Raw genomic sequence first — 26,810 nt, forward strand, 5'->3', positions numbered from 1 at the left:
CTGCTCAGCCGTTAAACATGTTTCCCGATATTAGCCTTGCGCCGGCACTACTGGCGCATGCCGCTGCCCGTCACCAGCAAGCGGATGCACACCGCGTAGAGCACGGCGGTGGCAACCAGCATAAAGGCGATGGCCACGCCGATGCGGATATCCGAGACGCCGAGGATGCCGTAACGGAAGGCGTTGACCATGTGCAGCACCGGGTTGGCCAGCGACACCGTCTGCCAGAACTGCGGCAGCAGGCTGATCGAATAGAACACCCCACCGAGGTAGGTCAGAGGCGTCAGGACAAAGGTCGGGATGATCGAAATATCGTCGAAATTGCGCGCATACACCGCGTTGATAAACCCGCCCAGGGAGAAGATGGTCGCAGTCAGCAGCACCACCAGCACGGTAATGCCGAGGTGATGCACCTGCAGGTGGGTGAAGAACAGCGACAGCAGGGTGACGATAAAGCCCACCGCCAGGCCGCGCAGCACGCCGCCAACCACATAGCCGGTGAGGATGATATGCGGCGACACCGGCGAGACCATCAGCTCCTCGATGGAGCGCTGGAACTTGCTGCCGAAGAAGCTCGACACCACGTTGCCGTAGGAGTTGGTGATCACCGACATCATGATCAGCCCCGGCACGATGTATTCCATATAGGTGAAGCCACCCATATCGCCGATCTGCCGGCCGATCAGATTGCCGAAGATCACGAAGTACAAAACCATGGTGATCGCTGGCGGCAGCAGGGTTTGCGGCCAGATGCGGGTAAAGCGGCGCACCTCGCGGTAGACGATGGTGCGCAGCGCCACCAGGTTGGCGGCCAGTTCGGAATTCAGATACGCCGTGCTCATACCGCCACCCCCGCCAGGTTCTTGCCGACCAGGGAAACGAACAGTTCCTCCAGGCGATTGGTTTTATTACGCAAGCTCAGCACCTCGATTTTCTGCAGAGCCAACTGGCGGAACAGCTCGGTAATGCCCTGGCTCTTCTCCACCTGCACCTCCAGGGTATGCGCATCAAGCAGCTGCGCCGGGTAGCCGAGCAACTGCGGCGGCATCAGTTGCGCCTCCTTGAGGTCGAGCAGGAAGGTTTCCACGTGCAGCTTCTTCAGCAGCTCCTTCATGCTGGTGTTCTCGACGATACGCCCGTGGTCGATGATGCCGATATTGCGGCACAGCTGCTCGGCCTCCTCCAGGTAATGGGTGGTGAGGATGATGGTGATGCCCTGCTCGTTCAGCTCGCTGAGAAAGCCCCACATCGAACGGCGCAGTTCGATATCAACCCCGGCAGTCGGCTCATCGAGAATCAGCAAGCGCGGCTGGTGCACCAGGGCGCGGGCGATCATCAGGCGGCGCTTCATACCGCCCGACAACTCGCGCGACGGCACATTGTGCTTGCCCCACAGGCCGAGCTGGTTGAGGTATTGCTCGGCGCGCTCCTTGGCGATTTTCGCGGGAATGCCATAGTAGCCAGCCTGGGTCACCACGATATCGAAGGGTTTTTCGAACTGGTTGAAGTTGAATTCCTGCGGCACCACACCCAGGCAGCGCTTGAGCGCCGACGGCTGTTTGTCCAGGTCATGGCCGAACACATTGACCGTGCCGCCGCTCTTGGTCACCAGGGTGGAGAGAATGCCGATGGTGGTGGATTTGCCGGCACCGTTGGGGCCGAGCAAGGCGAAGAAGTCACCTTCGGCCACATCCAGATCGATGCCATGCAAAGCCTGGAAGCCGTTGCCGTAGGTTTTGCTCAATTGACGGATAGACAGAGCGGTACTCATAAAAATGCGCGCACCTGAGTAGAGAAGAAAAATTCGAGAGGGGCCGAGCTGTACAGCACGAAGTGCCCAAGTCTAGCGCCTGGGCGGCCGCTATCGCAGCCCTTTTACCGGATAACTCGATGCCCCAAAGCAGGCCAGCAGCCTAGCAGCGCTGCGCGCGGAAGAAACCCGCCAGTTGCCGATGATGCTTATCAGCCCTGTCGATAGATCAACCGGGTACTGCCTCGCCAGCAAAGTCACCGCTGATCGACTGCGCATCCTCGACAAACAGGTGCGGATAACAGACAGCCAGATGACCGAAGAACAATTCCAACGGCACATCGGCAAACTGGCCGTGGTCGCGCAGGTATTCCATATAACGCTCACCCTGCTGGTTGAACGGGTGAAACACGCTGTCGCTCAGGCCATCGAACTCCAACGGCGCGACCTTGAACAGCTGACACAGCTGCAGGTTGAACGCCGGCGTGGCCTTGACCCAGCGCCCGTCGAGATACAGCTCGGTATAGCCGTGCATGGCGAACACTTCACTACGCAGCATCTCCAGCAAGCGCGGTGTGGACAGGTGGTTGCGCACGTCGGCCAGGCCGATTCGCGCCGGAATGCCGCAATGGCGAGCGCACGCCGCCAGCAGGGTGGCCTTGGGCACGCAGTAGCTTTCGCCGGCAAGCAAGGCGTGACTGCCCTTCAGGGTTTCAGGATCACGGCTGAACACGTAAGGGTTGTAGCGAATCTGATCACGCACCGCGTAATACAGCTTGATCGCCTGTTCGCGCGGCTCACGACTGGCCCCGCGAAACGCCTCGGCGAATGCCACCAGCGCAGGGTGATCACTGTCGATAAAACGGCCAGGCTCAAGGTATTCGCGCATCAGGGCTTCTCCATGATTGATGCGCCAGTCTAGCCAGGCCAATCCCGCCTGGGTTACGACGATTCGGCCAAGCTCACCGCTCTTGTCGCCATCCGTTCGCCGGGCGACTGCGCAGTAGCCGGGACAGCCAAGGCGCATGCCCTTATACTTGCGCGCCCGTTTTACCTACAGGATTGCCCCATGGCCAACACCCACATCGACCATCACCTCACGCTGCTGCAGCACCTGCGCACCATTCTGGTGGCCCTGGGCGAAGCCGAGCAGATTCTCGATGACAGCCACGCCATGTACCTGGAGCGCTACGACGAATTGCTCGCCGACCTGCCCAGCGATCCGGAAGCCAGCCTGTACCTCGGCCAGGACCTGATCAGCCAGGTCTTCCAGCGCTACCCGCAGATCGCCCACCTGGTGCCCCGCGACCTGCTGTGGTTCTTCGGCGGCGACTGCCTGCACTTTATGCCGGACGAAGAAATCGAGATGTACCAGACCCTCGAAGAGCGCCGCTTCTACGCCGCAGAGAACGACGAACCGTTCGACTGGAATCAGGAAAAGCAGCTGCTGGCGATGCCTGCCCAAGGCAGCACGCACTAAGCGCTACCAGACGCACAAAAGCCCGCACGGCATCACCGGCGGGCTTTTTTATGGGTATTTAAAACGCAAAAATAAAAACGCCGCTCAGTGAGCGGCGTTTTCATTTATTTGGAGCGGGAAACGAGACTCGAACTCGCGACCCCGACCTTGGCAAGGTCGTGCTCTACCAACTGAGCTATTCCCGCAATGTAGCTTGGTACTAAAAATGGCGTCCCCTAGGGGACTCGAACCCCTGTTACCGCCGTGAAAGGGCGGTGTCCTAGGCCACTAGACGAAGGGGACCTTGGAACTTGTCGGCTACCTGCCTGAGCAGATGACCTGAATCTGGAGCGGGAAACGAGACTCGAACTCGCGACCCCGACCTTGGCAAGGTCGTGCTCTACCAACTGAGCTATTCCCGCATACAACTTGGTTTAAAGCAGCACACTTCATAAAGAAGTGGCGTCCCCTAGGGGACTCGAACCCCTGTTACCGCCGTGAAAGGGCGGTGTCCTAGGCCACTAGACGAAGGGGACGCAGCCCGGAAACTACAACTTCTCTCCGGCTTCTACACGTTCCGCCCTAAGGCATTGCGCTACGAAGTGGCGCGCATTCTATGGAGCCTTGCAAGGCTCGTCAACCTCCGCGTAAAAAATTTTATAAATCAAAGACTTCAGTCCCGAATGTGATGCAGCCCTATCAGCCTCCTGGCTAAGGCACTACACTCGGACGAAAAACCGGTGATCGAGAGGCTCCACCCATGTCCCCACTCGTGATTACCATATTGATTGTTTCTGGCATCGTCGTTTTGATCGCCATTGCCTACATCAATCATATGGTCGAGAACAACAAGCTGGAGAAGGCGCGCATCAAGGCCGACCTCAACGACCGCCTGCGCCGCTGCACCGATCTCGCCGAAGCCCTCCCCGGCCAACTCATGACCCCAGCCCTGAAGCTGCTGCTCAGCCGCCTGCAGCTGCACTTCAGTGAACGCATGCTGCCACTGGACAAGGGCAACAACGCCCTCAAGGCGCGTATTGAAGAGCTGCGCAAACTGATTGCGCAGGGCGAGTCGATTGCGGTCAACAATCCAGCACAGCCCATCCTCAATGAAGCCAAGGCCAAGGATGTACGTTTCCAGCTGGAGGGCCTGCACGGCCAGCTGACCCGCAGCGCCAAAGAGGGGCTTATCCCGGCCAACGAGGCCAAGCACTGGCTCAAAGAAGTGCGCCATATGCTGACCCAGGTGCATATCGAGTTCTTCGGCAACCTCGGCCAACAAGCGCTGCAACAGAACCAGCCAGGCCAGGCGCGCCTGGCGTTCGAGCGCGGCGTGCAATACCTGCGCAAACAGCCTGACCCGGCGGTTTACCAGAGCGCCCTGAAAAAGTTCGAGGAGCAACTCGCCAACGCCAACGCCATGGTTCTGGAAAACAGCAAGCCCCGCGCCGACCAGGCCAGCGAGCTGGACGAGGGCCTGAAGTCGCTCGGCGGCGAAGACGAGTGGAAGAAGAAGAACATCTACGACTGATGCCCTCCCCGCGCCAATCGGCGCGGCCGTGCGAACCGACGAGACCCCAGCATGAGCCTGATCGTTTACGGTGCCCCGCTATCGCCCTTCGTCCGCAAAGTGCGCCTGTTTCTCGCGGAGAAAGCGCTGGATTACCAACTGGAAATCATCCTGCCGTTCGGCCAGCCGGATTGGTACCGCGACCTCAACCCACTGGGGCGCATTCCCGCGCTCAAGGATGGCGACTTCAGCCTCGCCGACTCCAGCGTGATCTGCCAATACCTCGACGACAAACAGGCGGATCGCCCCAGCCTGCTCGGGCACAACGCCGAACAACGTGCCCAGGTACGCTGGCTGGAAAAATACGCCGACTATGAGCTGGCACCACTGTGCACCTTCACGGTGTTCCGCAATCGCGCGCTAAAACCCAGCATGGGCCAGAGCTGCGACGAAGCCGCCGTACAGAAAGCCCTGCAGGAAAAACTCCCGGCGCATTTCAACTACCTGGAACAGACCCTGGGTGCCGCCGAGTACTTTGTCGGCGACAGCCTGACCCTGGCCGATCTGGCCATAGCCTGCCAACTGATCAATATGCAGCATGGCGACGAACAGCTGGATGCACAACGCTGGCCCAACCTGCATGCGCACTACGCGCGAATCAAGGCCCGCGCCTCGGTGCAGGGTGTATTGCCGGGCGAACAGAAGATGCTCGCCAAGATGGCGGCCAACGCCTGAGCCGTTGATCGATCGGCAAGAAAAAGCCCGGCACTTGCCGGGCTTTCTTTTGCCTTGGCGTTAGCGAGGCTCAGCAGTCGGTCGATTGCACAAACACCTCGACCAGGCGCTCTATGCCCGCCTGATCCGCCGCACTGAAACGCGCCAGCAGCGGGCTGTCCAGATCCAGCACGCCGATCAAGCGGCCATCCTTGAGCAGCGGCACCACCAGCTCGCTATTGGACGCACTGTCGCAGGCGATATGCCCGGCAAAGGCATGCACATCCTCGACCCGCTGGGTTTGCCGGCTAGCTGCTGCCGCGCCGCATACGCCACGCCCGAACGGAATGCGCACACAGGCCACCTTGCCCTGAAACGGCCCAAGCACCAACTCGTCACCGCGCGCCAGGTAAAACCCGGCCCAGTTCAACTGCGCCAGTTCCTGAAACAGGAACGCCGAGAACTGCGCAGCATTGGCGATAAAGTCGCGCTCACCGGCCAGCAGCGCCTGCAGCTGCGCCGTCAGCAGCGGATAGCCATCGAGCCCCTGGCCACTTTGCTGCAGATCAATCATCGGTTTTACTCAGCAATTGCAGGCCGACCCAGTCCCGGGCGAATTGATAGGCGCAGCGGCCGTTGCGATTACCACGGCCCAAGGCCCAGCGAATCGCCGCCTTTTCCAACGCCTCATGCCACTGCCAGGCCAACCCCGCCTGCGCGGCATGCACCTCGATCCAGTGGCGCACTACATCGAGGAAGTGCTCCTGAGTGAAGGGGTAGAACGACAGCCACAGGCCGAAACGGTCCGACAAGGCGATCTTGTCCTCCACGGCCTCATTGGGGTGCAACTCGCCATCCACGCGCTGCCAGTTTTCGTTGTCGCTCTCTTTCTCCGGCAGCAAATGACGGCGGTTGGAAGTGGCGTACAGCAGCACATTGTCCGGCGCACGCTCCAGGGAGCCGTCGAGCACGGTTTTCAGCATGCGGTAATCGCCCTCGCCGGCCTCGAACGACAGATCGTCGCAGAACAGCACAAAACGCTGCGGCAAACCGGCCAGTTGCTCGACGATGCGCGGCAGATCGGCCAGATGATCACGTTCGATCTCAACCAGGCGCAACCCCGCAGCCGCATGCTCGGCCAACAGCGCCCGCACCAGCGATGATTTACCCGTACCGCGCGCGCCCCAGAGCAGCGCGTGGTTGGCCGGCAGACCCTGGATAAACTGCCGAGTATTGCGCGCCAACTGTTCGCGCTGACGATCCACTCCGATCAGGTCACTCAGGTGCAGATCGAGGCTGACCTTGAGCGGCAGCAGAAAACCACTGCGACCATCACGTTGCCAGCGCGCAGCCAGGCTCTGCCGCCAATCAATAAGCAAACGCGGCGCGGGTAACAAAGGCTCGAGTCGGCTCAGCACGTCCTCGGCCCGCACTAAAAAACTGCTTAAACGCGAATCCACGACACACTCCAGAGTATTGCGGCAGCGCAGCCACTGCCGTCAGCTAAAACAGATGGGCTATGCTTGGCAGGCGATTCAACACGAGAACTGCCAGCTCATATGGATATAGCGCTCACCCAACGCCTGTCATTCAAACAGGCCGGCCTGACCGTGTTGGTAGCGTTTATCCTCGGCACGGCGCTCAGCCTGATTCAAGTGGGCATCGATTATGCCAGCGAAGATGCCTCCATCAACCGCGAGATCAATGCGCTGATGGAAATCAGCCACAACCCGGCTGCGCGCATCGCCTACAACATCGACGCCGAACTGGCCCAGGAGCTGGTGCTGGGGCTGTTGCGCTCGCCGGCGGTGATCAACGCGCAGATCATCGACAACAACCAGATGACCCTGGCCAGCGTCAGCCGCCCCGCCATGCAGAGCCGCTACCGGGTGCTCAGCGACTTTATGTTCGGCGAGCGCCGGCACTTCCAGACCGCCCTGTTCGTCAGCCACTCACCCAATGAAGCCCTCGGTAGCCTGAGCCTGGAAGTCGACACCTACGCCTTTGGCAGCCACTTCCTCAATCGCTCACTGCTGACCCTGCTCACCGGTTTTGCCCGCAGCCTGCTGCTCTCGCTGATTCTGCTGGTGCTGTTCTACTTCATGCTGACCAAGCCGCTGACCGGCTTTATTCGCGCCCTCAGCGAGCGCGACCTGCGCAGTCCGAACAAGGACAAACTACCCTACCCGCCCAACCATGAGCGCGACGAAATCGGTGTACTGGTCGATGTGACCAACCGCCAGCTGGCCAGCATTGCCACCGAGATCGAACAGCGCCAGCAAGCCGAAGGCCGCCTGACGCGCTACCTGGCCGAACTGGAAGACATGGTCTCGGCGCGCACCGAGCAGCTGGAAGCGGCCAACAGTCGCCTGCTCGACTCCAACAGCGAACTGGAACAGGCCAAACGCATGGCTCTGGACATGGCCCAGGCGCGTTCGGCCTTTCTGGCCAATATGAGCCACGAGATCCGCACCCCGCTCAACGGCCTGCTGGGCATGCTCGCCCTGTCGCTGGACGGCCCGTTGAACAACGAACAACGCCAGCAACTGTCGATTGCCCATGATTCCGGCAAGGTACTGGTCGAGCTGCTCAACGACATCCTCGACCTGTCAAAATTCGAAGCCGGCCAGCTGGAGCTGGAACACATCCCCTTCGACCTCGCCAGCATGCTCGAGGAAACCGCCAACCTGCTCTCGCAGAATGCCGCGGCCGGCGTCGAGCTGACCTGCCTGATCGACCCCAAGCTGCCAACCCAAGTGGTCGGCGACCCGACCCGGGTGCGGCAGATTCTCAGCAACCTGCTGTCCAATGCGCTGAAATTCACCCGGGCCGGGCGCGTCGACATCAGCCTCAACGCCCGCCCGAGTGGCATACAGATCGTGGTGCGCGACACCGGCATCGGTATCGCCGAAGACGCCCAGACCCGGATCTTTCAGCCCTTTGCCCAGGCGGGTGCCGGCATTACCCGCCAGTTCGGCGGCACCGGCCTGGGCCTGGCCCTGACCCGCCGACTGTGCGAAGCGATGCGCGGGGAGCTCAGCCTGGAAACCCAGGAAGGAATTGGCAGCCGCTTCAGCGTGGAGCTGCCGCTGCCCAGTCACACCGCCGCCGCACCGCCGCCACGCCTGCACGGCCGCGTGCTGCTGCTGACCCCGGCCGGCTCGGGACTGCGCAAACAACTGAGCAGCCTGCTGCCTGACTGGGGCCTGGAGTACCGGCATATCGACCCCGATGCGGCTCTGGATACCAGCAACACCGACCTGCTGATCAGCGACTGCCCGCAGCGCCTGCACGAACTGCGCGCGGCGTGCAGCCTGCCCATCCTGCTGGTCAGCGCCTACGGCAACTTCCTGCCTAATGATCAGGCCCACGCCTTGGCCCCCATCGAGCAACTGGCCCGACCACTGGCGCGCCAGACGCTGCTGCACGCCTTGCGCCGCAACCTCGGCCAAGGCGAACCCAGCGCAACGCCCGCGCATGCGGAGCCGCAAGCCAGTCGACAAGCGCGGGTGCTGCTGGTGGAAGACAACCCGGTCAATCAGTTGGTGGCCAAGGGCATGCTCGGCAAGCTCGGTTGCGAGGTGCTGCTGGCCAACCACGGCGGCGAAGCCCTGAGCACGCTGGAGACGCAGGCGGTCGACCTGATTCTGATGGACTGCAATATGCCGGTGCTCGATGGCTACGAGACCACCCGGCGCATTCGCCAGCTGCCGCAGCACGCTGACTTGCCGATCATCGCCTTGACCGCCAACGCACTGTCAGATGAGCGCGAACGCTGCCGCGCCGCTGGCATGAATGACTACCTGGCCAAACCCTTTCGCAAGGACGAACTGGCTGCCCTGCTCGACCAATGGCTGACGGCTAACGCAACGCCATAAATTGATCGAGCAACACCCCAACCTGGCTGCGCAATGCGGCCAGGGCATCCAGATCGACGCCGCGCTCGCACAGCAGCTGGTTTTTCAGCGGCAGCACCTGCTCACGCAACGCACAGCCCGCATCGGTCAGCGCCAGATGAACCTCACGCTCGTCACTGGCCGAGCGCTGGCGCAGCAGCAAGCCTTGCAACTCCAGGCGTTTGAGCAAGGGCGTCAACGTGCCCGAATCGAGCAGCAGGCGCTCACCCAAGGCTTTCACCGTGGGTTGCGCCGGTGGTTGCTGCTGCCATTCCCACAGCACCAGCATGGCCAGGTACTGTGGGTAGGTCAGGCCGAGCTGATCGAGCATCGGTTTGTAGGCACGGATCACCGCCCGGGAGGCGGCATACAGCTTGAAGCACAGCTGGTTATCCAGCTGCAGCCCTTCATCCGCTGACAGACTGGCTGGAATCATTTGAGCAGCGCTTCGATCTCGGCAGTCAGGTCTTCGGGCTTGGTGGTCGGGGCGAAACGCTTGATCACCTGGCCATCGGCACTCAGCAGAAACTTGGTGAAATTCCACTTGATACCCTGGCTGCCCAGCAAGCCCGGTGCACTCTTCTTCAGGTTGACGAACAGCGGATGGGCATCGCTGCCATTTACATCAACCTTCTTGAACAGCGGGAAGCTCACCCCGAAGTTCAGCTCGCAGAACTCGCTGATCGCACCCTCATCACCCGGTTCCTGCTTGCCGAACTGGTTGCAGGGGAAGCCCAGCACCACCAAGCCCTGGTCCTTGTATTGTTTCCAGACGTTTTCCAGGCCCTTGTACTGAGGGGTGAAGCCGCACTTGCTGGCCGTGTTGACCACCAGCACCGCCTTGCCGCCGAAATCGGCCAGGGTCTTCTGCTCGCCTTTGATGGTGGTAACCGGAATATCGAAGAGTGCGTTGCTCATGGTTGCAGTCCCTCTTTGGATGGAAGTGGCGGACAAGATAGCTAGCAATTAAATTGCACGCAATTTAATTGCCATGAAATAAGGCCCGCTGATAGCAGGCCTACGGCATGACGTTAAGCGTGCGGCACCAGCCTGAGCGACGCCGAGTTGATGCAGTAGCGCAAGCCCGTCGGCACCGGACCATCCGGAAACACATGACCGAGGTGCGCATCGCACTGGGCGCATTTCACCTCGATGCGGTGCATGCCATGGCTGAAGTCATCCAGGCTGGCGATTGCCTCCTGGCTGACCGGCTGAAAGTAGCTCGGCCAGCCGCTGCCGGAATCGAACTTGGCCGCCGAATCGAACAGCTCGGCCTGGCAGCAGGCGCAGTGGTAAATGCCCGGCACCTTGCTGTCGTGGTACTGGCCGGAAAACGCGCGCTCGGTACCGCCCAGGCGGCACACGTGAAACTGCTCATCAGAAAGCTCTTCGCGCCAGGCTTCCAGGGGTTTATCCAGCTTGTTCACAGGTAAGTCTCCTCTACACAAAAAATCGCCGGGAGCGATTTTTAACGTCGCACAGCCATGGATGGCACGCCACAAAACCGCCAGGAGCGTTTTTGCGCGTAAGCCCCGAAGGGGTGAAGCACATGGATGTGCTGAGCACAAAAAAGCCCGACCAGTACCTTTGCCAAGGTCGGGCTGCCACGTATCATTCGACCCCAGTCTGTCACCGGCGTTACAACCTGCCAAGGCGCGTCAGATCGCGTCTTTTTGCAGGGTAATTCAGCGGCGCTCACCATTCGGGATCATTTACATGCAGTTCAGCAAATCGAACAAGCTTGCCAACGTCTGCTACGACATTCGCGGACCGGTGCTCAAGCACGCCAAGCGCTTGGAAGAGGAAGGCCATCGCATCCTCAAGCTGAACATCGGCAACCCGGCACCGTTCGGTTTCGAAGCGCCGGAGGAAATCCTTCAGGACGTGATCCGCAACCTGCCCACCGCCCAGGGCTACAGCGACTCCAAGGGCCTGTTCAGCGCACGCAAGGCGGTGATGCAGTACTACCAGCAGAAGCAGGTGGAAGGCGTTGGCATCGAGGACATCTACCTCGGCAACGGCGTCTCCGAGCTGATCGTGATGGCTATGCAGGCGCTGCTGAACAACGGCGATGAAGTACTGATCCCGGCCCCCGACTACCCGCTGTGGACCGCTTCCGTAGCACTGGCCGGCGGCAAGCCGGTGCATTACCTGTGTGACGAGCAAGCCGGCTGGTTCCCCGATATCGCCGACATGAAGGCCAAGATCACGCCGAACACCAAGGCCCTGGTGCTGATCAACCCGAACAACCCCACCGGCGCGGTGTATTCCAAGGAAGTGTTGCTGGATATCGTCGAGCTGGCGCGCCAGCACAACCTGGTGCTGTTCTCCGACGAGATCTACGACAAGATTCTCTACGACGACGCCGTGCACATCTGCACCGCCTCGCTGGCTCCGGACGTGCTGTGCCTGACCTTCAACGGCCTGTCGAAGTCCTACCGCGTGGCGGGTTTCCGCTCCGGCTGGGTAGCGATTTCCGGGCCCAAGCACCGCGCGCAGAGCTATATCGAAGGCATCGACATCCTCGCCAATATGCGCCTGTGCGCCAACGTGCCGAGCCAGCACGCGATCCAGACCGCACTAGGCGGCTACCAGAGCATCAACGACCTGGTGCTGCCGCAAGGCCGCCTGCTGGAGCAGCGCAACCGCACCTGGGAGCTGCTCAACGATATCCCCGGGGTCAGCTGCGTCAAGCCAATGGGCGCGCTGTATGCCTTCCCCAAGATCGACCCGAAGGTCTGCCCGATCCATAACGACGAGAAGTTCGTCCTCGATCTGCTGCTCTCGGAAAAACTGCTGATCGTCCAGGGCACCGCATTCAACTGGCCGTGGCCGGATCACTTCCGCGTGGTCACCCTGCCGCGGGTGGATGAGCTGGAAATGGCCATCGGCCGCATCGGCGGTTTCCTCAAGACCTACCAACAGTAATCGGAGCAACCCATGAGCCAGGGCAAACGCTACCTGCTGACCGGTGCCAGTTCCGGCATCGGTGCCGCCCTGGCCCGCGACTTGGCGGCCAAGGGTTACGACCTGGCTCTTGCCGCACGCCGCGAGGACAGCCTGCACCTGCTGGCTGCCGAGCTGCAGGCACGCTTCAAGCGCAAGGTGGTGGTACTGCCACTGGATGTGACCGACTACGACGCCTGCCAGGACGCTGTGGGTCTGGCTGCCAATGCCCTCGGCGGGCTGGACGGGATTATCGCCAACGCCGGTATCGCCCTGACCGGCAAAGCCGGCGGTGGCCACTTCAAGCGCGCCCGACTGACCGTGGAAACCAACCTGATCGGCGCGATTGCCTGCCTGGATGCGGCCTGCGCACTGTTTCGCCAACAAGGCCATGGCCACCTAGTGGCGGTCGCTTCGGTCGCCGGCAAGCGTGGGCTGCCGCATAGCCCGGCCTACTCGGCGAGCAAGGCCGGCCTGATCAGTTATATGGAAGCCACCCGCGCCGAGCTGCTGGGCAAGAACATCGACACCACCCTGCTGCTGCCGGGCTTTATCGACACCCCCTTGAACAGCGACATGCCCAGCCGGCCGTTCCTGATCGACGTGGAACGTGGCGCGGCGCTGATCGCCAAGCACATCGACAAACGCGCCGTCAGTGCCTACGTGCCGGGCTGGCCCTGGGCGCTGCTGGGCCGCGTGCTGCCTTACCTTCCAACCTCCATGATTGGCAAATTCTGATGGACCTGCAGATCGACGACTTCTACAAGGATGCCGCCGCCGGCATGCTGACCCTGTACCAGGCGTTCCCCAGCAAAGCCGCGCTGTATGTCGAAGACCTGATCGGCCGCGAAGAGCCCGACGAATTCGGCCTGCCCACGCCGCGCCATCAAAGCTGTTTGGGGGCCCTGCTGTGGCTGGCCGATGAAGGCTATATCCGCTTCGAGTCGACCATCGGCTACGACGCCCTCGACCAGGCGGTGCTCAGCGAAAAAGGCTTTCTGCGCCTGACTCGCGGCGTACCTCACGCCCTGCGCGAAGGTGATGCCTTGCCGCCCAGCGTACGCCGCGTGCATGCCACCCTGGCCTTTCAGCTGCGCGAAGCCCTCGGCCAGCGCCATGGCGAACGTGTCGCCCGCCTCACCCGCCTGCTGTTTGAAAGCAACCTCAACGGCGCAAGCGACATAGTTTGAAATAGTCGCCCGGTTGAAGTGGCCGGGGGGTCGCCCTTATATAGCCGTCATAACCAATAGTGGCCGTTGAAAGCCGGGCGAAGCAGCCAATACAGGGTTTTCAGCGGCCTGATAGATGTTTCCCGTGAGGAGTCTCAATACACCATGATGCGCATTATGCTGTTCCTGGCCACCAACCTAGCAGTCGTAGCGATCGCCAGCATCACCTTGAAATTGCTCGGGGTTGACCGCTATACCGGCCAGAACTATGGCAGCCTGTTGATCTACTGCGCGGTGTTCGGCTTCGCCGGTTCGCTGGTCTCGCTGCTGCTGTCCAAGTGGATGGCGAAGATGAGCACCAAGACCGAAATCATCACCCAGCCGCGCACCCGTCACGAACAGTGGCTGCTGCAGACCGTGGAAGAACTGTCCCGCGAAGCCGGGATCAAGATGCCGGAAGTCGGTATTTTCCCGGCCTATGAGTCCAACGCCTTTGCCACCGGCTGGAACAAGAACGACGCACTGGTCGCGGTCAGCCAGGGCCTGCTGGAGCGTTTCTCGCCCGATGAAGTAAAAGCCGTACTGGCCCACGAAATCGGCCACGTGGCCAACGGCGACATGGTCACCCTGGCGCTGATCCAGGGCGTGGTGAACACCTTCGTGATGTTCTTCGCGCGGATCTTCGGCAACTTCGTCGACAAAGTGATCCTGAAGAACGAAGACGGCCCGGGCATCGGCTACTTCGTCGCGACCATCTTCGCCGAGCTTGTTCTAGGGATTCTGGCCAGCATCATCGTTATGTGGTTCTCGCGTAAGCGCGAGTTCAAAGCCGACGAAGCCGGTGCTCGCCTGGCCGGCACTGGTGCGATGATCGCCGCTCTGCAGCGCCTGCGCGCCGAGCAGGAAGTGCCAGTCACCATGCCTAACAGCCTGACCGCCTTCGGCATCAACGGCGGCCTGAAGGGCGGCCTGGCTGGCCTGCTGATGACTCACCCGCCGCTGGAAGTACGTATCGAAGCCCTGCGTCAGCGCGGCTAAGCTCAGCAGCAACGCAAAAGGCGGCCCACGGGCCGCCTTTTTCTTTTCAGGCTTCAGACCTTACACAAGCGATACACCCGCTCATCCAGGCGCTGCAGGCCACGCTGGAGGAACTTCCAGTTGTCGCCCAGCACATCCGCCGCCTCGATGCATTCAAGCTGCCATGCCGCGCCCAGCAGTTGCTGCACCTCGCTGCCGGGCACCGCAAACGGTGGCCCCGCCATCTGCTCTTGCGGGTAATCCAGGGTCACCAATAACCCTCGGCAGCCTACGGGCAGAACCTGCGCCAAATGCGCGGCATAGCGCTCACGCATCTCAGGCGGCAAGGCAATCAGCGCGGCGCGGTCATACAGTGCCTGGCAACCCTGCAACTGCTGCGCCGTCAGGGCAAAGAAATCACCGCAGTAAATTTCCACAGCCCCGGCGCGATACACCACAAACGCGCCTTCCTCACTGATCTGCGGCGACAACTGCTGCTCAATGAAGAAATCCTCAACCGCCTGGCGCGCCAATTCAACGCCCACTACCTGATAACCCAAACCGGCCAGCCAGGCCATGTCCACGCTCTTGCCACACAGCGGCACCAGCACCTTCGCGCCCGCCGCCAAAGCCAGAGCGGGCCAATGCCGCAACAGATAAGGGTTGACCTGCGGCGAATGAAAGCCGATTTCACTGCGCGCCCAACGCGCCTGCCAAAACTCCGCGTGCATCGCCACTCTCCCCAGAATATTCAGCGGCCAATGCTGAGCGAAACGCCCAGCCAGTCCAAGCACCGCCTTACAGACCAATCTATTTATCCGATTTTAAACCTCGGGTATTTGCGCTTTTACCACTAACCCGACTGATAGATGATGCAATCAATCGCTCAGGAGGCCCGCCATGTTACCCAGCCTGTTTATCTCCCACGGCTCGCCCATGCTAGCCCTCGAACCCGGTGCCAGCGGCCCAGCCCTGGCGCGCCTGGCCAGTCAGCTGCCCAAGCCACGCGCCATCGTGCTGGTTTCAGCGCACTGGGAAAGCCACGACCTACGCATCAGCAGCGCAGCCCAGCCAGAGACCTGGCATGACTTCCGCGGCTTCCCCGCGGCATTGCATCAGGTGCAATACCCCGCGCCCGGCCAGCCACAGCTGGCGCAGAGCATCCAACAACTGCTGGAAGATGCCGGCCTGGCCGCGCAACTCGATGGCGAGCGGCCATTCGACCACGGCACCTGGGTGCCGCTGTCATTGATGTACCCGCAGGCCGATATCCCGGTGGTCCAGGTATCGCTGCCGAGTCGTGCCGGCCCGGCGCTGCAAACCCGCATCGGCCAGGCTTTAAGCGTATTACGCGAACAAGGCGTGCTGCTGATCGGCTCCGGCAGCATCACCCACAATCTCGGTCAACTCGATTGGCAGGCCGCCCCCGAGGTGATCGCGCCCTGGGCGCAAGCGTTTCGCGATTGGATGGTCGAAAAACTGGCGAGCGGCGATGAAGACTCCTTGCACGATTACCGCCGCCAAGCGCCCCACGCCGTGCGCAGCCACCCCAGTGATGAGCATCTGCTGCCGCTGTTCTTCGCGCGCGCCGCGGGCGGTCGCTTCAAGATCGAACACAGCAGCTTCAACTATGCCGCCCTGGGCATGGATATCTATAGCTTCGCTTGATTGGCGGGCGCTCAGGCGGCGCTCGGTGCCACCGGCGGGTCCTTGAGCAGATACGCCTCGAAGCCCAATTGATTAAGCAGATGCACCGCCAACTCGCTGCGGATACCGCCTTCCGGCGTCACCGCATAGAGGGCTTCGCGGTCGAGATTCTCGGTCTGACTACGCAGACTGGCGACAGGAAGACTGATACTGCCTGGCAGGTGGCCGATGCGGTACTCCACCGACAGGCGCACATCCAGCAGTTTCAGCTGCCGCTGGTCGCGCAGGAGCATCTGCTTCAACTGGTCCGTAGTGACCTGTGGAATCAGCGTCGGCTGCACCAGCTCGACGAACAGCGCACGGTCCAGACACGCCAGCACGCCATCTTCGAGCATGGTCACGGTGGCCGAACGCACCGCGCCACTGACCAGCGCCTCCTCGCCGAAAAAATCCCCAACCTGCAAGATTTGCTGTGGTTCCTGCTGATAGGCCGAGGGCAGCGTCACCGCCGCCCGACCGCTCTTGAGGACGAAGAAATGCTCCCCTGGCTCGCCATAGCGCACCACGGTTTCGCCCGCCGCGACTTCAACCGACTCGAAATGCGCCAGCAAGGTATGCAAATGTGCCGGCGGCAATCTGCCGAACAACGGCGAGCTCAGTAACTTGCCCAGCCAATCCTCATCGTCGTGCTGCTCCTCGACTTGGGCATCCAGGCTTACCACGCCGTAATCGGCGGTCTGACTCCAGTTCAGCAAACGCTCCAACAAGCCGCGATCCACCGCGAACAAGCTGACATCGCTAAGTGCCACGACCGACTGCGCATGGGGCTGCGTCTCATTGAGAGCATTGCAGGCCTGCGGGCTGCCCGCCAGCATCGGCTTGCGCGCACCGTCCTCGCCGACCCCGACCTTGCCCTCTAGCAGGTAGTACAGCGTCACGGACTTCTCTGCACGCTTGAACAGCGGGGTTCCGGCCTTGTGCTGCACATACTGCACGCTGTCAAGCACTTGCTGGCGATATCGCGGGCTAAGGAAGTCGAACGGACTGAAGCGGAGTAATGACTCCAACGTCAAAGATACAGTAGCGGTAACCATGTCAGGCCCTCTGCAATGGCGACCAGAACACGACGCAACGGGCCAGTCGTCCATATATTCACACTAGCTCACAGCATACAGACGGGGGCGTTCATCTCGTCATCGCAGCCCCTGATTCAGCCCACAAAAAAGCCCCGCATCACGACGATGCGGGGCTTTTGTTTGACACCTGTCAGCTTGCGCCGTCAGCCATCAATCTTCGCGATAACGACGCAGCTTCAGCGGCTTGCCACCGACGCGGGTGTCTTTCAGCTTGGCCAGCAGACGCTCCAGGCCTTCTTCCGGCAGCTCGACCAGGCTGAAGCTCTCGCGCACCTGGATGCGACCGATGGCTTCACGCACCAGGCCGCCTTCGTTGAGGATGGCACCCAGCAGGTTCTTCGCGGCGATACCGTCACGCGCGCCCAGCGCGGTGCGGCAACGGGCACGGCCTTCGGCCAGTGGCACCGGAGCGCGACGCTCACGGCTGCCATCACGCTCAGGACGGTCACCACGGTCACCACGGTCGCTGCGCTCACTACGTTCACGCGGGGCACTGCTGCCCGGAACCAGTGGCTGGTCACGCTCGACTTCAGCCAGGGTCAGTGCCTGACCATTGGTGGCCTTGCGCAGCAGGGCTGCGGCCAGGGCACGCGGGCTGCAACCGATGTCGGCAGTCAGGCGATCAAGCAGATCACCGTGGCTGGCTTCGGCATCAGCGACCAGCGGAGCCAGGCTGTTGGTGAGTTTCTTGATGCGTGCGTCCAGCACCTGCTGGGCGTCCGGCAGCTTGACCTCGCCAACCTTCTGCCCGGTGACACGCTCAATCACTTGCAGCATGCGGCGCTCACGTGGAGTCACCAGCAGCAGGGCGCGACCGGTACGGCCAGCACGGCCGGTACGGCCAATACGGTGCACGTAGGATTCCGGGTCGTAGGGCATGTCCACGTTCATCACGTGGGTGATACGTGGCACGTCGAGACCGCGAGCGGCCACGTCGGTGGCGATGACGATGTCCAGACGACCATCTTTCAACGACTCGATCACGCGCTCACGCTGGTTCTGCGCGATGTCGCCGTTCAGTGCAGCAGCCTTGTAGCCCTTGGCTTCCAGCGCGGCGGCCAGGTCCAGGGTGGCTTGCTTGGTGCGCACGAAACCGATCAGCGCGTCGAACTCTTCGACTTCCAGCAGACGCAGTACGGCGGCGTGCTTCTGGTCGGCGTGGACCATCAGGTGCGCCTGCTCGATGGCAGTCACGGTCTGGGTCTTGGAGGCGATCTTGATGTGCTGCGGGTCGCGCAGGTGCTTTTCGGCAATGGCGCGAATCGAGTGCGGCAGAGTGGCGGAGAACAGCACGCTCTGACGGCTGGCCGGCATGGCCTCGAAGATCACTTCGAGGTCATCCATAAAGCCCAGCTTGAGCATTTCGTCGGCTTCGTCGAGTACCAGGTACTGGATGGTCGACAGCACTTTCTCGTCGCGACGCAGGTGGTCGACCAAACGGCCCGGGGTGGCCACGATCACTTGTGCGCCCTGGCGAATGGCTTTCAGCTGTGGGCCCATCGGCGCGCCGCCGTAAACGGCCACCACGTTGAGGCCTGGCATCTGCTTGGAATAGGTTTCAAACGCGGTGGCCACTTGCAGGGCCAGTTCGCGGGTCGGCGCGAGAATCAGCGCCTGCGGCTCTTTCTTGGCCGGGTCGATTTTCGACAGGATCGGCAGGGCGAACGCTGCGGTCTTGCCGGTACCGGTCTGGGCCTGGCCGATCATGTCCTGGCCGGAGAGGATTACCGGAATAGCCTGCGCCTGAATCGGCGACGGCTCTTCGTAACCAACAGCGGTCAGGGCAGCGAGAATATTGGAATTGAGTCCGAGTGCGGCGAAGCCGCCGATTTCCTGGGTCATGGGTCTGCCTCTAGTGCATCCGCAAAGACCCATGTTCCAAAGCTGCGCATGCCGTGTAAGACCCTAAGGTCACCCTGGCAGCTCTGTCGGCGGGGATTTGCGAAAACATGGTGATAAATGAATCGTCAAGGATAGCCCGCTTTGCGGACTGGCTGCCGAAGTCGAGCTTCGGGCGATTTGCACTACCTGAACGTGGCCAAAAATTGACCGGCGCGCACTATACCGGAAAACCTGGCCGATGTGCCTGCTTTTCCATAAATAAGCCACAAATAGAGCCTGTGCCGTGCCGAATGGTCATCCTCTGGTAGCCTGCAGCTGGCACGCTGTAGTAGCACAGCGCACACCCGCCCCAACCTGCGTACAAGGACTCACCGCCATGACCCAAAGCACCAGCGGCCGCGTCAGCCGTGAAAAACGTGGGCAGATCATGTTGATCGGCCTGGACCGCGCGAGTAAACGCAATGCCTTCGACCTCGACCTGCTGGATGATATCTGCCTGGCCTATGGCGAATTCGAGCGCGACAGCGAGGCGCGGGTGGCGCTGGTGTTTGCCCATGGCGAACACTTTACCGCCGGCTTGGACCTGGCCAACGTGGCCGCCAGTTTCGCCGCGGGCTGGAGCATTCCCGCAGGCGGCTGTGACCCCTGGGGCGTATTCGGTGGGCCGCGCACCAGCAAGCCGGTGATCGTGGCCGCCCAGGGTTACTGCTACACCATCGGCATCGAACTGATGCTGGCCTCGGATATCAATATTTGCGCCAGCAATACCCGCTTTGCGCAGATGGAAGTGCAGCGCGGCATCTTCCCGTTCGGCGGTGCGACCCTGCGCATGCATCAGACCGCCGGCTGGGGCAATGCCATGCGCTGGCTGCTCACCGGCGATCAGTTCGATGCCCACGAGGCCTATCGCCTCGGCCTGGTGCAGGAAGTGGTGGCCAGCGAGGAATTGCTGCCCAAGGCGCTGTGGCTCGCCGAGCGCATTGCCGCCCAGGCACCGCTAGGCGTGCAGGCGACGCTGGCGTCGGCACGCCAGGCCGTCAGCGAAGGCGCAGTGGCCGCCACCGCCAGCCTGCATCCGACAGTCCGCCGGCTGATGGCCAGCGAAGATGCTCAGGAAGGGGTCAAGGCCATGCTGGAGCGCCGTCCCGGCGACTTTAAAGGGCGTTGAGCCGATTAAGTCCGGCGACCTGATCAGGTTGCCGGGCGTACGACCTTGATCAACGACTCCAGCGAATAACCGAACTGCGGTGCCAGCAGCGCATCGCGGCGGCGCAGCTCGTCGAAGTCAATCTCCTGGTCCAGATCCGCCGGCACCAGCAGCACGACGTTGCCCTCCTTCACCGGGCACTCCCAGTAATGCCGATGGTAAAGCCCGCGCAACAGTGGCGCGCCGAGGGGCTTGCCGTCGTTGCCGGCCCACTGGTTGATGATCAGCCAGCCGCCCGGGTTGAGCTGCTTCTGGCAATTTTCCAGAAAACGCCAGGCCAGATGCCCGGTCGCCGGACCGTGGTCGGTGTACAGGTCGACAAACAGCAGGTCGGTCTTTTCCGCGCTTTCCAGCAACTCCAGGGCATCGCCGATGCGGATGGTCAGCCGTGGGTCATCGACCAGGCCCATATGCTCCATGGCCAGTCGCGGCACATCGGCACGCAGTTCGATCACCTCGACATCATCCAGCGGCAGAAACTTCAGGCACGCCTGGGTCAGGTTGCCGGCACCGAGGCCAAGAAACAACGCACTTTCCGGGTGTTCATGGCATAACGCGCCAAGCAGCATGGCGCGGGTGTAGTCGTACTCCAGCCAACTCGGGTCCGGCATGTAGACGCAGCTCTGCTCAATCGCCTCACCGAACTCGAGAAAGCGGTAAGCGCCCATTTCGACCACCTGGATCACCCCGAAGGCATCGTGCACTTCGGCGATCAACAACGGGTCCGGCATCTGACCGACCGGAGGTAAACCTGGCATCCAGCACACTCCACCATGACATCCCCGACCATTTCGGCCAGGTGAAAGGCGCTAATTGTCATTGAGGCACCCTCCCCTGGTCACGCGATAATTTGCCGCAGTCGGGAGCGCCGAGTTCGTCGCCGTGCGGCTACAACAATAAAAACGCTTATCGAGGTTTGCCATGTACGCCATTATCGGTGCCGGCCCCATGGGGCTGTGTACAGCACGTCAACTGCACAAGCACGGCATCGACTTTGTCGGTTTCGAACTGCACGCGGATGTCGGCGGCCTATGGGACATCGATAACCCGCACAGCACCATGTACGACTCGGCGCACCTGATTTCCTCCAAGGGCACCACCCAGTTCACTGAATTTCCGATGCGCGACGAGGTGGCCCCTTATCCGCACCACAGCGAAATGTGCCGCTACTTCCGCGACTACGCCGAGCACTTCGGCCTGTACGCGCACTATCAGTTCAATACCCGGGTTGTCAGCGTGCAGCGCCAGGCCGACGGCCGCTGGCAGCTACTCAGCGAGCGCGACGGCGTGCAGCGCGAATGGCTGTTCGACGGCGTACTGATCGCCAACGGCACCCTGCACACGCCCAACCAGCCGGCGCTGCCGGGCGAGTTCAGTGGCGAGCTGATGCACTCCAGCGATTACCGCTCGCCCGCGGTATTCGATGGCAAGCGCGTGCTGGTGGTCGGCTGCGGCAACTCCGCCTGCGATATCGCCGTGGACGCCGTGCACCGCGCCGCCTCGGTGGACCTGTCGGTGCGCCGCGGCTATTACTTCCTGCCCAAGTTCACCCTGGGCCGCCCCACCGACACCCTCGGCGGCGCAATCAAGCTGCCACGCCCACTCAAGCAGTTCCTCGACGGCCTGCTGGTGCGCGCCCTGGTCGGCAAGCCCTCGCAGTACGGCCTGCCCGACCCGGACTACAAACTCTACGAATCGCACCCGGTGATGAACTCTCTGGTGCTGCACTACCTCGGCCATGGCGACATCAAGCCGCGCCGCGACATCGCCCAGATTGATGGTCTGCAGGTGACCTTCAGCGATGGCGAACAGGCCGAGTACGACCTGATCCTGCAAGGCACCGGCTACAAGCTCGACTACCCCTTTATCGACCGCGCCCACCTCAACTGGCCGGCGCAGGTGGGCGCGCCGCAGCTGTACCTGAACGTGTTCCACCCCGAGTACGACAACCTGTTCATGATGGGCATGGTCGAGGCCTCGGGCCTGGGCTGGCAGGGTCGCGACGAGCAGGCCGAGCTGGTCGCCCTGGTGATTCGCCAACAGCAGCAAGGCAGCGCCGCCGCCAAACGTTTCCGCGCCCTGGTGCAGGCGCGCAGCGCACAACGCCTGGATGGCGGCTATAGCTATCTGGAGTTGGAGCGCATGGCCTACTACGTGCACAAAGACAGTTACCGGGCCACGCTGCACCGCCATATCGCCGAACTGCAACAGCACCTCAGCCCAGTTACCCCGACTCCGCCAAAGGAAAGCCACGATGCCTGCCGTCAATCTTGAGTTTTCCCCCAGCGCGATGATCGCGCTGAATGCCATCATCGCGCTGATGATGTTCGGCGTGTCGCTGGAACTGCGCGCCGATGACTTCAAGCGCATCCTGCTTGCGCCCAAAGCCCCGCTGATCGGCATGCTCGTGCAGTTCATCCTGCTGCCGGCCAGCACCTGCCTGCTGACCATCCTGTTGCCAATCGACCCGGGCCTGGCCCTGGGCATGATCCTGGTCGCGACCTGCCCCAGCGGCACCTTCTCCAACATCATGACCTGGCTGGGGCGCGGCAACGTCGCCGTGTCGGCCAGCGTCACCGCGGTGTCGAGCGTTACGGCGGGGATTTTCACCCCACTCAACTTCGCCCTGTATGCCGGCCTCAACCCCAGTACCCGCGCGCTGCTTACGGAAATCAGTGTCGACCCGGTCGAGCTGCTGCTGATGGTACTGCTGGTTCTGGTGTTGCCGATGGTGCTCGGCATGCTGCTCGGCAAGCGCCACCCAGAGTTGGCGCACACGCTGGAAAAACCGCTGCGCACCTTCTCCCTGCTGGTGATGCTGGCCTTTGTCGGCGGCGCGTTCGCCAAGAACTTCGCGCAATTTATCGACTACTTCCACCTGTTCTTCTGGCTGGTGGTTACCCTCAACGGCATGGCACTGCTGCTGGGCTACCTCTGTGCGCGGCTGTGGCGCTTGCCCGAGGCCGATGTGCGGGCGGTGACCCTGGAAACCGGCATTCATAACTCGGCCCTGGGCATGGCGCTGATCTTCACCTTCTTCCCGCAGGCGGGCGGCATGCTGCTGATCGCCGCATTCTGGGGCTGCTGGCAGCTGCTTTCCGGGCTGCTCCTGGCGCTCTACTGGTCACGCAAGCCACCGGCCAGCGCACAGGTCAGGGCTCTCGGCGAAGGCAGTCACTGATGCCTATTGCCCTGATCACCGGAGCCGCCAGCGGCCTCGGCTGGGCGCTTGCACGCGCCTATCATGCGGCGGGCTACGGCCTGCTGCTCACCGACATCAACGCCGCAGGCCTGGCCGAGCGGGTTAATGAGCTTGGTGCAGAGCGCGTACTGGGCCTCGCCGGCGATATCACCGACCCGGCGCTGCACCAGCAACTTCTGCACGCCTGTAGCGCGCGTTTCGGCCGCCTCGATGTGCTGATCAATAACGCCGGCATCACCCACCGCTCGCCCACCAGCCAGACCGATCCGGCGGTGTTTCGCAAGGTCATGGCGGTGGATTATCAGGCCCCAGTTGAGCTGACCCTGAGCGCCCTGCCGCTGCTGCGTCAGAGCCGTGGCCAGATTATCGCCATCGGTTCCATGGCCGGCTGGATGCCGGTGCTCGGCCGCGCCGGCTATTGCGCGGCGAAAAGCGCCCTGGGCCAGTTCTTCGAAGTGCTGCGCGGCGAGGCTGCCCGCGACGGCATCCGCATGCTGCTGGTGTACCCAAGCTTTCTCGACACCCCCATCGACCTCAACGCCCTCGGGGCCGACGGCCAACCGGCCGGCCATGCGCGCTCGACCATCGGCCAGGTACGCGGGGCCGACTGGATGGCCGCGCAGGTTCTCCAGGCCCAGACGCAAGGCCGTGAACGCCTGTTCCCGGACCGTGGCAGCAGGCTGGCCAGCCTGCTCTGGCGCATCGCACCCGGTTTTTACTACCGCAAGATGAGCGCACGCTTCGCCGCGGAGATGGGCTGATGGACATCGCCTGGCTGGCCCTGGCCGGCTTTATCCTGCTGGCTTACACCCTGGAGGCGATCACCGGTTTCGGCAGCATCGTCATCGCCCTGTCGCTGGGGGCCTTGCTGCTGCCGATCGACCAGCTGCTGCCGGTACTGGTGCCGCTGAATATCTGCATGACCGGCTATCTGGTCTGGCGGCATCGGCAGATGATCGACCGCCGCCTGCTGCTGGGCATGATTTTGCCTGGCATGGTCATCGGCACCCTGCTCGGTTACGCCCTGCTGCCCTTCCTCGACGCCGCGCTGGCCAAGCGCCTGTTCGGCGCGCTGGTGCTGTGGTTTGCCGCCCGCGAACTGTGGCGCCTGCGCCATGCGACCGCGCAACCCGCCCGGCCGCTGTGGCTAAGCCGCCTGCTCAGCCTGTGTGCCGGCGTCAGTCATGGCCTGTTCGCCTCTGGCGGGCCGCTGCTGGTGTTCGCCCTGGCCGGCACCCAACTGGACAAGGCGCGTCTGCGCGCCACCCTGGTCAGCGTCTGGTTCACCTTGAACAGCCTGCTGACCCTGGCCTTCCTGCTTGACGGTCGCCTGCTGCCCGCCCTGCCGCAAGTGCTCAGTTACGCGCCCTTGCTGCTGATCGGCGTGTGGCTCGGCGAGCGCCTGCACCAGCGCTTTAATGAACAACACTTCCGTATCGCCATTTACCTGTTGCTGCTGGTTACCGGCGGCCTGCTGTTAGCGCCTTGGAGTCTGCTATGAACTACGACCTGATCATCAAGAACGGCCTGTACTTCGATGGCAGCAACCAGTCAGGGCAGCTGCGGCATATCGGTATCAAGGCCGGGCGTATTGATGCAGTCAGCCTCAGCCCGCTGGATGAAAGCGGCTGCACCGAAGTGCTGGACGCCGCCGGCAAGTGGGTGACGCCGGGCTTTCTGGAAATCCACTCGCACTACGACGCCGAAGTGATCGCCGCGCCGGCACTCAAGGAGTCGGTGCGCCACGGCGTCACCAGCGTAACCATCGGCTCCTGCTCGATCAGCATGGTGCTGGCCGATGCCGAGGACTGCTCCGACCTGTTTACCCGGGTCGAGGCGGTGCCGCGCGAATACGTGCTGCCGATTCTTAAAGAGAAGAAAACCTGGCGCGACGCCGCCGGCTACCGCGCCTTCTACGACCAGCATCCGCTGGGGCCGAACGTCAGCTCCTTCCTCGGCCACTCCGAGCTGCGCGTGGCGGTGCTCGGCCTGGAACGCGCCACCAGTAAGATCAAGCCGACCGAAGCCGAGCTGCAACGCATGGAACAACGTCTGGAAGAAGCGCTGGACGCCGGCTGCATCGGTCTGTCGGTGATGACCACCAAGCTCGACAAGATGGACGGCGACCGCGCCTGGTCCAGCCCATTGCCCTCGACCTTCGCCAGCTGGACCGAGTTCTCGCGCCTGTTTGCCGTGCTGCGCCGGCGTGGTGCGGTGATGCAGGGCGCGCCGGACGCAGTGACCAAGGTCAACGTGTTCGCCTTCCTTTATCAGGCCCACGGCTGGTTCCGCACGCCGCTGAAGTGCTCGATGCTCACGGCGCTGGACCTGAAATCGCAGCCGCTGCTGCATTACTTCACCCGCCTCTCTGGCTGGCTGGCCAACCGCGTGCTGCGCGGCCACTTCCGCTGGCAAACCCTGCCCGCGCCCTTCACCCTGCGCCTGGAAGGACTGAATGTGAACGCCTTCGAGGAGTTCGGTGCCGGCGAGATTCTGCGCAATATCAAAGACCCGGACGAGCTGTACAACAAGGTCAAGGAGCCAGAGTTCCGCGCGCTGTTCAAGAAGCAGGTCAAGGCCGTACTCACCAAAGGCCTGTGGCACCGCGACTTCTCCGACTGCTGGGTAAGCGAATGCCCGGACGCCAACATGGTCGGCAAAAACTTCAAACAACTCGGCCAAGAGATGGGCCTGGATGCGGTGGACGCCTACTTCGAGCTGGCCTGCCAGCACCGCGAAGCGCTGAAGTGGACCACCTGCTACGGCAACCAGCGCGAGGCGGTGATGCACAAACTGCTGTCCAGCCCCTGGACCCAGCCGGGCTTCGCCGACTCCGGCGCGCACCTGCGCTCCATCGCCCAGTACAACTTCCCACTGCGCTTCCTTAAATACGTGCGTGACGCCGAACTGGCTGGCACGCCGTTTATGGACACCGGCCGGGCGATCCATCGCCTGAGCGGTGAGCTGGCGGACTTTATTGGCGTGGATGCCGGCTACATCCGCGTCGGCGACCGTGCTGACGTGGTGATCGTCAACCCGGCCGGGCTGACCGATGCACTGGATGAGATCCATGAAGCGCCGATGGAAGTGCTCGGCCTGGAGCGCGTGGTCAAACGCAATGACGCGGCGGTGGATGCCACCCTGATCAACGGCCGCATCGCCTACCGCCGTGGCAGCGAGTTCCCTGAGGAGCTGGGCAAACAGCAAGGCTTTGGCAGCTTTCTGCCGGGGCGTGACGTAGCGCCGCGCACAGCGCCAGCAGCAGGGTTCAAACCCGTCACGGCCTGAGCCGTACGTCACCATGCAGCGGCTCTA

General features: G+C 62.3%; 27 protein-coding genes and 4 tRNA genes. 15 read left to right on the top strand and 16 right to left on the bottom strand.

The window, feature by feature from the left end:
• Positions 1–47 precede the first annotated feature (47 nt).
• The 3 genes from WBK23_RS03685 to WBK23_RS03695 all read right to left on the bottom strand — a co-directional run bounded on the left by WBK23_RS03685 (position 48) and on the right by WBK23_RS03695 (position 2,639).
• Positions 48–827 carry an ABC transporter permease gene (locus WBK23_RS03685; RefSeq protein ID WP_424483283.1) on the bottom strand — a complete coding sequence of 260 codons (780 nt, stop codon included), beginning with the start codon at positions 825–827 and terminating at the stop codon, positions 48–50.
• An 11-nt stretch (positions 828–838) separates the two neighbouring features.
• On the bottom strand, positions 839–1,771 hold the full coding sequence (locus WBK23_RS03690; protein ID WP_424482626.1) for an ABC transporter ATP-binding protein: 933 nt from the start codon (positions 1,769–1,771) through the stop codon (positions 839–841).
• 208 nt (positions 1,772–1,979) lie between these two features.
• A complete protein-coding gene (locus WBK23_RS03695) occupies positions 1,980–2,639 on the bottom strand; it encodes a transglutaminase-like domain-containing protein (protein ID WP_424482627.1) in 660 nt (219 codons plus the stop codon).
• Between the two features lie 180 nt (positions 2,640–2,819).
• Between WBK23_RS03695 and WBK23_RS03700 the strand changes: the two genes are divergently transcribed.
• A complete protein-coding gene (locus WBK23_RS03700) occupies positions 2,820–3,230 on the top strand; it encodes a PA2817 family protein (RefSeq protein ID WP_424482628.1) in 411 nt (136 codons plus the stop codon).
• Positions 3,231–3,339: 109 nt separating this feature from the next.
• Here WBK23_RS03700 and WBK23_RS03705 read toward each other — a convergent pair.
• From WBK23_RS03705 to WBK23_RS03720, 4 genes are all read right to left on the bottom strand, one after another.
• Positions 3,340–3,415: transfer RNA gene (locus WBK23_RS03705), tRNA-Gly, on the bottom strand.
• 21 nt (positions 3,416–3,436) lie between these two features.
• Positions 3,437–3,512: transfer RNA gene (locus tag WBK23_RS03710), tRNA-Glu, on the bottom strand.
• A gap of 43 nt (positions 3,513–3,555) precedes the next feature.
• Positions 3,556–3,631: transfer RNA gene (locus tag WBK23_RS03715), tRNA-Gly, on the bottom strand.
• Positions 3,632–3,669: 38 nt separating this feature from the next.
• Positions 3,670–3,745 (bottom strand) — tRNA-Glu (locus tag WBK23_RS03720).
• 224 nt (positions 3,746–3,969) lie between these two features.
• Between WBK23_RS03720 and WBK23_RS03725 the strand changes: the two genes are divergently transcribed.
• Both WBK23_RS03725 and WBK23_RS03730 read left to right on the top strand, forming a co-directional pair.
• A complete protein-coding gene (locus tag WBK23_RS03725) occupies positions 3,970–4,740 on the top strand; it encodes a hypothetical protein (RefSeq protein WP_424482629.1) in 771 nt (256 codons plus the stop codon).
• A 51-nt stretch (positions 4,741–4,791) separates the two neighbouring features.
• Complete coding sequence (locus tag WBK23_RS03730) at positions 4,792–5,454, top strand: glutathione S-transferase family protein (protein ID WP_424482630.1); 663 nt, start codon at positions 4,792–4,794, stop codon at positions 5,452–5,454.
• A 70-nt stretch (positions 5,455–5,524) separates the two neighbouring features.
• Here the strand turns inward: WBK23_RS03730 and WBK23_RS03735 are convergent, their stop codons facing one another.
• Both WBK23_RS03735 and WBK23_RS03740 read right to left on the bottom strand, forming a co-directional pair.
• A complete protein-coding gene (locus WBK23_RS03735) occupies positions 5,525–6,007 on the bottom strand; it encodes a GAF domain-containing protein (RefSeq protein ID WP_424482631.1) in 483 nt (160 codons plus the stop codon).
• Positions 6,000–6,893 (bottom strand): ATP-binding protein, encoded by an 894-nt coding sequence (locus WBK23_RS03740; protein ID WP_424482632.1) that lies wholly within the window; start codon positions 6,891–6,893, stop codon positions 6,000–6,002. The genes WBK23_RS03735 and WBK23_RS03740 overlap by 8 nt, the downstream gene beginning before the upstream one ends.
• A 99-nt stretch (positions 6,894–6,992) precedes the next feature.
• On the opposite strand from WBK23_RS03740, the gene WBK23_RS03745 reads away from it, so the two are divergent.
• On the top strand, positions 6,993–9,311 hold the full coding sequence (locus WBK23_RS03745) for an ATP-binding protein (protein WP_424482633.1): 2,319 nt from the start codon (positions 6,993–6,995) through the stop codon (positions 9,309–9,311).
• On the opposite strand, the gene WBK23_RS03750 is transcribed toward WBK23_RS03745, so the two are convergent.
• The 3 genes from WBK23_RS03750 to msrB all read right to left on the bottom strand — a co-directional run bounded on the left by WBK23_RS03750 (position 9,295) and on the right by msrB (position 10,756).
• Positions 9,295–9,765 carry a MarR family winged helix-turn-helix transcriptional regulator gene (locus WBK23_RS03750; RefSeq protein WP_424482634.1) on the bottom strand — a complete coding sequence of 157 codons (471 nt, stop codon included), beginning with the start codon at positions 9,763–9,765 and terminating at the stop codon, positions 9,295–9,297. The genes WBK23_RS03745 and WBK23_RS03750 overlap by 17 nt on opposite strands.
• On the bottom strand, positions 9,762–10,247 hold the full coding sequence (locus WBK23_RS03755; RefSeq protein ID WP_424482635.1) for a glutathione peroxidase: 486 nt from the start codon (positions 10,245–10,247) through the stop codon (positions 9,762–9,764). Before WBK23_RS03755 ends, WBK23_RS03750 begins: the two co-directional genes overlap by 4 nt.
• A gap of 113 nt (positions 10,248–10,360) precedes the next feature.
• On the bottom strand, positions 10,361–10,756 hold the full coding sequence (gene msrB, locus WBK23_RS03760; protein ID WP_424482636.1) for a peptide-methionine (R)-S-oxide reductase MsrB: 396 nt from the start codon (positions 10,754–10,756) through the stop codon (positions 10,361–10,363).
• A 289-nt stretch (positions 10,757–11,045) separates the two neighbouring features.
• On the opposite strand from msrB, the gene WBK23_RS03765 reads away from it, so the two are divergent.
• From WBK23_RS03765 to htpX, 4 genes are all read left to right on the top strand, one after another.
• Positions 11,046–12,257: a pyridoxal phosphate-dependent aminotransferase gene (locus WBK23_RS03765; RefSeq protein WP_424482637.1), complete on the top strand. Its 1,212-nt coding sequence runs from the start codon at positions 11,046–11,048 to the stop codon at positions 12,255–12,257.
• Between the two features lie 12 nt (positions 12,258–12,269).
• Positions 12,270–13,013 (top strand): SDR family NAD(P)-dependent oxidoreductase, encoded by a 744-nt coding sequence (locus WBK23_RS03770; protein WP_424482638.1) that lies wholly within the window; start codon positions 12,270–12,272, stop codon positions 13,011–13,013.
• Positions 13,013–13,465 carry a hypothetical protein gene (locus WBK23_RS03775; protein ID WP_424482639.1) on the top strand — a complete coding sequence of 151 codons (453 nt, stop codon included), beginning with the start codon at positions 13,013–13,015 and terminating at the stop codon, positions 13,463–13,465. Before WBK23_RS03770 ends, WBK23_RS03775 begins: the two co-directional genes overlap by 1 nt.
• Before the next feature lie 144 nt (positions 13,466–13,609).
• On the top strand, positions 13,610–14,482 hold the full coding sequence (gene htpX, locus WBK23_RS03780) for a protease HtpX (RefSeq protein WP_424482640.1): 873 nt from the start codon (positions 13,610–13,612) through the stop codon (positions 14,480–14,482).
• 53 nt (positions 14,483–14,535) lie between these two features.
• On the opposite strand, the gene WBK23_RS03785 is transcribed toward htpX, so the two are convergent.
• Positions 14,536–15,192, bottom strand: a complete 657-nt coding sequence (locus WBK23_RS03785; protein ID WP_424482641.1) for a thiopurine S-methyltransferase — start codon at positions 15,190–15,192, stop codon at positions 14,536–14,538.
• Positions 15,193–15,361: 169 nt separating this feature from the next.
• Between WBK23_RS03785 and WBK23_RS03790 the strand changes: the two genes are divergently transcribed.
• Entirely contained in the window at positions 15,362–16,129 is a 768-nt protein-coding gene (locus WBK23_RS03790; RefSeq protein ID WP_424482642.1) for a DODA-type extradiol aromatic ring-opening family dioxygenase, read from the top strand.
• Positions 16,130–16,140: 11 nt separating this feature from the next.
• Here the strand turns inward: WBK23_RS03790 and WBK23_RS03795 are convergent, their stop codons facing one another.
• Both WBK23_RS03795 and WBK23_RS03800 read right to left on the bottom strand, forming a co-directional pair.
• Complete coding sequence (locus WBK23_RS03795) at positions 16,141–17,175, bottom strand: cyclic nucleotide-binding domain-containing protein (protein WP_424482643.1); 1,035 nt, start codon at positions 17,173–17,175, stop codon at positions 16,141–16,143.
• Positions 17,176–17,394: 219 nt separating this feature from the next.
• Positions 17,395–19,119 carry a DEAD/DEAH box helicase gene (locus WBK23_RS03800; RefSeq protein ID WP_424482644.1) on the bottom strand — a complete coding sequence of 575 codons (1,725 nt, stop codon included), beginning with the start codon at positions 19,117–19,119 and terminating at the stop codon, positions 17,395–17,397.
• 343 nt (positions 19,120–19,462) lie between these two features.
• Between WBK23_RS03800 and WBK23_RS03805 the strand changes: the two genes are divergently transcribed.
• The gene (locus WBK23_RS03805) at positions 19,463–20,254 is read left to right on the top strand and encodes a crotonase/enoyl-CoA hydratase family protein (protein WP_424482645.1); all 792 of its coding nucleotides are present in this window, start codon (positions 19,463–19,465) and stop codon (positions 20,252–20,254) included.
• A gap of 23 nt (positions 20,255–20,277) precedes the next feature.
• Here WBK23_RS03805 and WBK23_RS03810 read toward each other — a convergent pair whose 3' ends face one another.
• Positions 20,278–21,051: a spermidine synthase gene (locus tag WBK23_RS03810; protein WP_424482646.1), complete on the bottom strand. Its 774-nt coding sequence runs from the start codon at positions 21,049–21,051 to the stop codon at positions 20,278–20,280.
• Positions 21,052–21,214: 163 nt separating this feature from the next.
• Between WBK23_RS03810 and WBK23_RS03815 the strand changes: the two genes are divergently transcribed.
• Genes WBK23_RS03815 through WBK23_RS03835 form a run of 5 tightly spaced genes read left to right on the top strand, consistent with a single transcriptional unit; the run spans position 21,215 to position 26,783 of the window.
• A complete protein-coding gene (locus tag WBK23_RS03815; protein ID WP_424482647.1) occupies positions 21,215–22,567 on the top strand; it encodes a flavin-containing monooxygenase in 1,353 nt (450 codons plus the stop codon).
• The gene (locus WBK23_RS03820) at positions 22,548–23,474 is read left to right on the top strand and encodes a bile acid:sodium symporter family protein (protein WP_424482648.1); all 927 of its coding nucleotides are present in this window, start codon (positions 22,548–22,550) and stop codon (positions 23,472–23,474) included. The genes WBK23_RS03815 and WBK23_RS03820 overlap by 20 nt, the downstream gene beginning before the upstream one ends.
• Positions 23,474–24,256 (top strand): SDR family NAD(P)-dependent oxidoreductase, encoded by a 783-nt coding sequence (locus WBK23_RS03825; protein WP_424482649.1) that lies wholly within the window; start codon positions 23,474–23,476, stop codon positions 24,254–24,256. Before WBK23_RS03820 ends, WBK23_RS03825 begins: the two co-directional genes overlap by 1 nt.
• Positions 24,256–24,996 (top strand): sulfite exporter TauE/SafE family protein, encoded by a 741-nt coding sequence (locus tag WBK23_RS03830; RefSeq protein ID WP_424482650.1) that lies wholly within the window; start codon positions 24,256–24,258, stop codon positions 24,994–24,996. The genes WBK23_RS03825 and WBK23_RS03830 overlap by 1 nt, the downstream gene beginning before the upstream one ends.
• Positions 24,993–26,783: an N-acyl-D-amino-acid deacylase family protein gene (locus WBK23_RS03835; RefSeq protein WP_424482651.1), complete on the top strand. Its 1,791-nt coding sequence runs from the start codon at positions 24,993–24,995 to the stop codon at positions 26,781–26,783. Before WBK23_RS03830 ends, WBK23_RS03835 begins: the two co-directional genes overlap by 4 nt.
• Positions 26,784–26,810 lie beyond the last annotated feature (27 nt).

Source organism: Pseudomonas sp. (genome assembly GCF_049653025.1).
Taxonomy (GTDB): Bacteria; Pseudomonadota; Gammaproteobacteria; order Pseudomonadales; family Pseudomonadaceae; genus Aquipseudomonas.

Bases quoted from the DNA above. Each gene is read 5' to 3' on its own strand.
- WBK23_RS03690 (WP_424482626.1), bottom strand. From the start codon at position 1,771: ATGAGTACCGCTCTGTCTATCCGTCAATTGAGCAAAACCTACGGCAAC.
- WBK23_RS03695 (WP_424482627.1), bottom strand. From the start codon at position 2,639: ATGCGCGAATACCTTGAGCCTGGCCGTTTTATCGACAGTGATCACCCT.
- WBK23_RS03700 (WP_424482628.1), top strand. From the start codon at position 2,820: ATGGCCAACACCCACATCGACCATCACCTCACGCTGCTGCAGCACCTG.
- WBK23_RS03725 (WP_424482629.1), top strand. From the start codon at position 3,970: ATGTCCCCACTCGTGATTACCATATTGATTGTTTCTGGCATCGTCGTT.
- WBK23_RS03730 (WP_424482630.1), top strand. From the start codon at position 4,792: ATGAGCCTGATCGTTTACGGTGCCCCGCTATCGCCCTTCGTCCGCAAA.
- WBK23_RS03735 (WP_424482631.1), bottom strand. From the start codon at position 6,007: ATGATTGATCTGCAGCAAAGTGGCCAGGGGCTCGATGGCTATCCGCTG.
- WBK23_RS03745 (WP_424482633.1), top strand. From the start codon at position 6,993: ATGGATATAGCGCTCACCCAACGCCTGTCATTCAAACAGGCCGGCCTG.
- WBK23_RS03750 (WP_424482634.1), bottom strand. From the start codon at position 9,765: ATGATTCCAGCCAGTCTGTCAGCGGATGAAGGGCTGCAGCTGGATAAC.
- WBK23_RS03755 (WP_424482635.1), bottom strand. From the start codon at position 10,247: ATGAGCAACGCACTCTTCGATATTCCGGTTACCACCATCAAAGGCGAG.
- WBK23_RS03765 (WP_424482637.1), top strand. From the start codon at position 11,046: ATGCAGTTCAGCAAATCGAACAAGCTTGCCAACGTCTGCTACGACATT.
- WBK23_RS03770 (WP_424482638.1), top strand. From the start codon at position 12,270: ATGAGCCAGGGCAAACGCTACCTGCTGACCGGTGCCAGTTCCGGCATC.
- WBK23_RS03775 (WP_424482639.1), top strand. From the start codon at position 13,013: ATGGACCTGCAGATCGACGACTTCTACAAGGATGCCGCCGCCGGCATG.
- htpX (WP_424482640.1), top strand. From the start codon at position 13,610: ATGATGCGCATTATGCTGTTCCTGGCCACCAACCTAGCAGTCGTAGCG.
- WBK23_RS03785 (WP_424482641.1), bottom strand. From the start codon at position 15,192: ATGCACGCGGAGTTTTGGCAGGCGCGTTGGGCGCGCAGTGAAATCGGC.
- WBK23_RS03790 (WP_424482642.1), top strand. From the start codon at position 15,362: ATGTTACCCAGCCTGTTTATCTCCCACGGCTCGCCCATGCTAGCCCTC.
- WBK23_RS03800 (WP_424482644.1), bottom strand. From the start codon at position 19,119: ATGGGTCTTTGCGGATGCACTAGAGGCAGACCCATGACCCAGGAAATC.
- WBK23_RS03805 (WP_424482645.1), top strand. From the start codon at position 19,463: ATGACCCAAAGCACCAGCGGCCGCGTCAGCCGTGAAAAACGTGGGCAG.
- WBK23_RS03810 (WP_424482646.1), bottom strand. From the start codon at position 21,051: ATGCCAGGTTTACCTCCGGTCGGTCAGATGCCGGACCCGTTGTTGATC.
- WBK23_RS03815 (WP_424482647.1), top strand. From the start codon at position 21,215: ATGTACGCCATTATCGGTGCCGGCCCCATGGGGCTGTGTACAGCACGT.
- WBK23_RS03820 (WP_424482648.1), top strand. From the start codon at position 22,548: ATGCCTGCCGTCAATCTTGAGTTTTCCCCCAGCGCGATGATCGCGCTG.
- WBK23_RS03825 (WP_424482649.1), top strand. From the start codon at position 23,474: ATGCCTATTGCCCTGATCACCGGAGCCGCCAGCGGCCTCGGCTGGGCG.
- WBK23_RS03830 (WP_424482650.1), top strand. From the start codon at position 24,256: ATGGACATCGCCTGGCTGGCCCTGGCCGGCTTTATCCTGCTGGCTTAC.
- WBK23_RS03835 (WP_424482651.1), top strand. From the start codon at position 24,993: ATGAACTACGACCTGATCATCAAGAACGGCCTGTACTTCGATGGCAGC.